Origin of the sequence: Frankia sp. AiPs1, assembly GCF_023716945.1 — a bacterium.
Taxonomy (GTDB): Bacteria; Actinomycetota; Actinomycetes; order Frankiales; family Frankiaceae; genus Frankia.
Genome location: NZ_JAMQQF010000470.1, coordinates 1 through 4799 on the forward strand (window position 1 = coordinate 1; position 4799 = coordinate 4799).

2 protein-coding genes are annotated in these 4799 nt (G+C 73.8%); both read left to right on the forward strand.

The window, feature by feature from the left end:
* On the forward strand, positions 1–1530 hold a 1530-nt coding region (locus ND748_RS25455; protein ID WP_251748585.1), incomplete at its 5' end, for a PfaD family polyunsaturated fatty acid/polyketide biosynthesis protein.
* A gap of 57 nt (positions 1531–1587) precedes the next feature.
* On the forward strand, positions 1588–4799 hold a 3212-nt coding region (locus tag ND748_RS25460; RefSeq protein WP_251748587.1), incomplete at its 3' end, for a type I polyketide synthase.

The window sequence follows — 4799 nt, forward strand, 5'->3', positions numbered from 1 at the left end:
GTGCGGGAGCCGGTGCACCTGCTCGCCGTGCCCGGCCGGGGCGCCGGTCTCGGCCTCGGGCTCGGCGGTGACGTCGGCCCCGGGGACCCCGCCGCCCCGGTAGTGGTGGGCCTCCTGCCCGCCCTCTACCCGGAGTGGCTCGGCGACCGCTCGTTCGCGGCGGCACACGGGGTGCGTTTCCCCTACATCGCCGGGGAGATGGCGACCGGCATCGCGACGACAGCGATGGTGACCGCCATGGCCCGCGCCCGGATGCTCGGCTTCTTCGGCTCGGGCGGGCTGGGCCTCGACCGGATCGAGCGGGCCGTCGTCACCCTGGCCGACACGCTCGCGGGCCAGCCGAACTGGGGGGTCAACCTACTGCACTCGCCAGGCGACCCGGCGTTGGAGAACACCACGGCCGACCTGCTGCTGCGCCACGGGGTGCCGTGCGTGTCGGCGTCGGCGTTCATGTCGATCACACCGGCGGTGGTCCGCTGCGCGGCGGCGGGGTTGCGCCGCACGCCCGACGGCCGGGTGGAGCGCCGCACCCGGGTGTTCGCGAAGATCTCCCGGCCCGAGGTGGCCGAGCAGTTCATGTCGCCGCCGCCGGGGGAGATCCTGCGCGCCCTGGTCGACGGCGGGCAGATCACCGCGGCGGAGGCGGAGCTCGCCGCGGGCCTGCCGATCGCCGAGGACATCACGGTCGAGGCCGACAGCGCCGGGCACACCGACGGCCGGCCGATGGCCATCGTGGTGCCGGCCGTGCAGGCTGTGCGGGACCGGGTCGTCGCCCGATTCGACTACCCGCGGCCGGTGCGGGTGGGCGCGGCCGGGGGACTGGGCACGCCGCAGGCGGTCGCGGCGGCCTTCGCGCTCGGTGCCGCCTACGTGCTCACCGGCTCGGTGAACCAGGTCAGCGTCGAGTCCGGCCAGTCGCCGGACGCCAAGGCGATGCTCGCCGGCGCCGACCTGGCCGACGTGGCGCTGGCCCCGGCCGCGGACATGTTCGAGCTCGGCGCCAAGGTGCAGGTGTTGCGCCGCGGATCGATGTTCGCCCCGCGTGCCGGGCTGCTGTTCGAGGCGTACCGCCGGCACGACAGCCTGGAGCAGCTCGCCCCCGAGCTACGGGCGAAGCTCGAACGTGACCTGTTCGGCATGTCCCTGGACGACGTGTGGGCCCGCACCGCCGCGTACTGGGGCGAACGCGACCCCGGCCAGGTGGAGCGGGCGTTGCACGATTCCAAGCACCGGATGGCGCTGGTGTTCCGGTGGTATCTGGGGAACTCCGGCCGGTGGGCGCTCGCCGGCGAGCAGAGCCGACGCACCGACTACCAGATCTGGTGCGGCCCGGCGATGGGCGCGTTCAACCGGTGGATCAGCGGCAGCTTCCTCGCGCAGCCAGCGGAGCGCGGCGTCGTTCAGATCGCCCTGAACCTCCTCGAAGGAGCGGCGGTGGTCACCCGCGCCCAGCAGGTGCGCAGCTTCGGGGTGCCGGTGGATGTCGCTCAGTTCCCGCCGCGTCGGCTGACGCTCGGCGCCGCTGGCTGACCTCGCGGCCGGCCGACCCGGACAGGGCCGGCCGGTCCGGAAGGAGACACGGACACCATGCGACGAACGGACTCCCCGCCCCAACCGCCGATCGCGGTCGTCGGAGTGGGCGCCATCATGCCGGGCTCGACGGATGCCGCCGGGTTCTGGAACTCCATCGTCCGCGGCGAGGATCTGATCACCGAGGTGCCGCGTTCCCACTGGCTGGTCGAGGACTACTACGATCCGGACCCGGCCGCGATCGACAAGACCTACGTGCGCCGCGGCTCGTTCCTGCCGACGATCGACTTCGATCCGGCCGAGTTCGGCATCCCGCCGAGCACCGTCCCGGCCACCGACACCGCGCAGCTGTTCGCCCTGCAGGTCGCCGACCAGACGCTGCGCGACGCCCTGGGCGACGAGTACGACACCGCCGACCGCGGCGGGATCGGCTGCATCCTCGGCAGCGGCAACCTGGAGCTGCTCAGCGAGATCGACCTGCGGCTGGGTCGCCCCATGTGGTTCAAGGCGCTGCGCGAGCTCGGCTACTCCGACGCCGATGCCCGGCGGACCTGCGACCACGTGCTCAAGGACTATCCGCAGTGGCAGGAGGCCACCCTGCCCGGCGGCCTGGGCAACATCGTCGCCGGCCGGGTCGCGAACCGGCTCAACCTGCACGCGGTGAACTACACCGTGGACGCCGCCTGCGCGAGCTCCCTGGCCGCGGTGTCGGCCGGTGTGAACGAACTCGTCCTCGGCCGCGCCGACATGATCATCAGTGGTGGCGTCGACGCGCTGAACAACCCGTGCACGTTCGTCAGCTTCTGCAAGACGCCGGCCCTGTCCCCGACGGAGGACTGCCGGCCCTTCTCCGCGCAGGCCGACGGCACGCTGCTCGGCGAGGGCGTCGCGATGGTCGCGCTCAAGCGACTCGACGACGCCCGCCGGGACGGCAACAAGATCTACGCCGTGATTCGCGGGATCGGCTCGTCGTCGGATGGCCGCGGCGCGGCGATCTACGCCCCGACGCCGGGCGGCCAGGTCAGGGCGGTGCGGGCCGCCTACGCCGACGCCGGCTACGGGCCGGCGACGGTCGGGCTCGTCGAGGCACACGGTACCGGCACCGTCGTCGGGGACCGCACCGAGGTCACCGCGCTGACCGAGGTGTTCGGTGACGCCGAGCGCACCGGCGACCGCTGGTGCGCGCTGGGCTCGGTCAAGTCGCAGATCGGGCACACGAAGTCGGCGGCCGGCGCGGCCGGCCTGCTCAAGGCCGTGCTCGCCCTGCACCACCACACCCTGCCGCCGACGATCAAGGTGACGGAGCCGAGCGCCGATCTCGCGCTCGATTCCAGCCCCTTCTACCTCAACACCGTCGGCCGCCCCTGGGTGCGTCCGGCGGACCATCCGCGGCGGGCCTCGGTGTCGAGCTTCGGCTTCGGCGGCATCAACTTCCACATCGCGTTGGAGGAGGCCCCCGTCCCGGCCGTCGCCCGCTCCAGCGACTCCAGCGACTCCAGCGACTCCCGCGATTCCCGCGATTCCGGTGATTCTCGCGATTCCGGTAATTACCGTGCTTCCCGCGATTCCGAAGCTTCCGGTGAGACCGACGGCGACCATGTCCGGCGCCGTCGCCCGTCGCGGGCCGCCGGTAGCGAGCTGGTCCTGTTCGGCGCCGACACGCCCGAGCAGATCGTCGCCGCGCTGCGGGCGATCGACACCTCCCGGCCCACCGCGGGAATCGCGCAGGCCAGCCGGCGCGAGTTCGACTCCCGCCGCCCGGTCCGCCTCGCCCTGGTCGCGGGCTCCGCCGAGCAGCTCGGCACCCGGATCGACCAGGCCGCCAACCTGATCGGCCAGCGGCCACGGGAGCCGTTCGCCAACCCCCGCGGTCTGCACTACGCGGCCCCGAACCAGACGGCCCCGAACCAGGCGGCCCCGACCGACGAGTCCGGCACCGGCATCCCGCCCGCGCCGCCGCCGGCGGCCCCGCCGGCGTTCCTCTTCCCCGGCCAGGGCAGCCAGTACGTCGGGATGGGCACGGACGTGGCGCTGCGCTACCCCGCCGCGCAGGAGGTCTGGGACCGCTTCGGCGGCCTGCGTTTCGGTGGCACGCCGCTGCACCAGGTGGTGTTCCCGCCGCCGACCTTCGACGAGGCCGAGCGCGCCGCCCGGCAGAGCACGCTGACCGCCGCCGAGTGGGCGCAGCCGGCGATCGCGCTGCACTCGCTGGCCCTGCTCGCCGTCCTCGACAGCTACGGGGTGCGCCCACCCTGCGTGGCCGGACACAGCTTCGGCGAGCTGACCGCCCTGTGCGCCGCCGGCGTCCTCGACGCCGAGTCGCTGATCATCCTCGCCCGCCGACGCGGTGAGCTGCTGCGCAACACCACCGAGCGGACGGGCGGGCGGATGCTCGCCGCCGTCGCTGCGCACGCCGACGTCGCGGCGGCCCTCGACGGGCTGCCCGACCGGGATGTCTGGGTGGCCAACCACAACGCGCCGAGGCAGCTCGTGCTGTCCGGCGCGGCGGCGGCCCTCGAAACCGTGCAGGGCAAGCTCGCCGCCGAGGGCATCGCCACGCGCTGGCTGGAGACGGCCACCGCATTCCACTGCCCCCTGGTCGCGGCGGCCCGCGACCCGCTGCGCAAGGTGCTCGAGGGCATGGAGATCCACCCGGCGCGCTGCGAGATCATCGCCGGGTCCGACGGCCGGCCCTACCCGACCGACCCGGCGCTGATCCGGGAGCGGATCGTCGACCAGCTCACCGCGCAGGTGCTGTTCGTCGACCAGATCGAGACCATGTACGCCGACGGCGTGCGGACCTTCGTCGAGGTGGGCCCCGGCGGGACCCTCACCGGCCTGGTCAACCAGATCCTCGACGGCCGGGAGCATGCCGCGATCAGCCTGGACCGCCGGGGCCAGGACGGCGACGCCATGCTGCAGTCCGCGCTCGGCCAGCTCGCCGTCCAGGGCATTCCGTTGACCTTCGACGACCCGCCGCCCGCCTTCGCCGGTGGGCGGCGCCGGAAGCCGGTGATGACCATGCGGATCGACGGATCCAACTACGGTCGCAACTACCCGCCGCCGCTGGACCAGCCATCGCCCAACGGCGATCGCCCAGCTCGGTCCGCCCCAACCGCCTCCGCCCCAACCGCCTCCGCGGCAACCGCCTCCGTGGCAACCGCGTCGCCCGGGCCCGCCTCTCCGGCAACCGCGTCGCCCGGGCCCGCTTCGCCGGCGACCGCCGCGGCAGTGGCCGTGCCGGCTCCGGCTCCGGCCGACGACAACGC